The sequence below is a fragment of the Lactiplantibacillus sp. 30.2.29 genome, assembly GCF_018991255.1.
GTDB lineage: Bacteria > Bacillota > Bacilli > Lactobacillales > Lactobacillaceae > Lactiplantibacillus > Lactiplantibacillus pentosus.
In genome coordinates this window covers 1-693 of record NZ_JAGYGU010000113.1, presented here as the reverse complement: position 1 = coordinate 693, position 693 = coordinate 1, and the positions used below count along the sequence as shown (strand labels likewise).

Below are 693 nucleotides of genomic sequence, written 5' to 3'. Positions count from 1 at the left end.
ACGTCAATTCCGATTAAAGCGTTCATTACTACCACGTTCAGCTGGAGTATAAGCATGGCAGTAATAGGTCTTAATACCATATTGTGATTCAAGTGATACTAGCCCACTAAACTCAGTGCCACGGTCCACAGTAAAGCTGTGCACCGGACCATTAAAAGTGGTTAGGAACTTAGTTAGTGCTTCATTAACAGTCGCTGTCGTCCGATCTTTTAACCGGTATGCCCAAAGGAACCGTGATTTCCGATCGATTAAAGTTAATAAAACTGCCTTACTATGCCCACGAGGACCAACGACTATATCTAGTTCAAAATCGCCGATGCGATTACGTTGATTAATCATCATGGGACGCTGTTCAATTGATCGCCCCAAAGATTGATTATATTTGGATCGTTGGTCAACGTTACGCCGTTGGCGTACGCCATGTTCAGGTAGATCATTCAAGGAGAAACCAATTCTCCCCTGATTTAGCCAATTATAAATAGATTTAGTAGCTATTTTAAATTCGTGAGCAATCATTCCTGGTGACCAGCTTAGACGTAAATGGTTGAGAATCTTTTGCTTTAACTCATCGCTCAGCTTAGTTTTCCGACCACATCGTGATCGCTTGTATTCGGTATCTGTTTGTGCTAATTCAGCCTGATAAGGTTGACATCGAGATAATTCATAAGAAATTGTTGACGGTGATCGGTTCAG

The 693-nt window shown here is 41.6% G+C and carries 1 pseudogene; it reads right to left on the bottom strand.

Annotation, left to right across the window (positions count from 1 at the left end):
- Nucleotides 1–6: 6 nt before the first annotated feature.
- Nucleotides 7–693 (bottom strand): annotated as a pseudogene (locus KGF65_RS16790) (IS30-like element ISLpl1 family transposase); the annotation flags it as partial.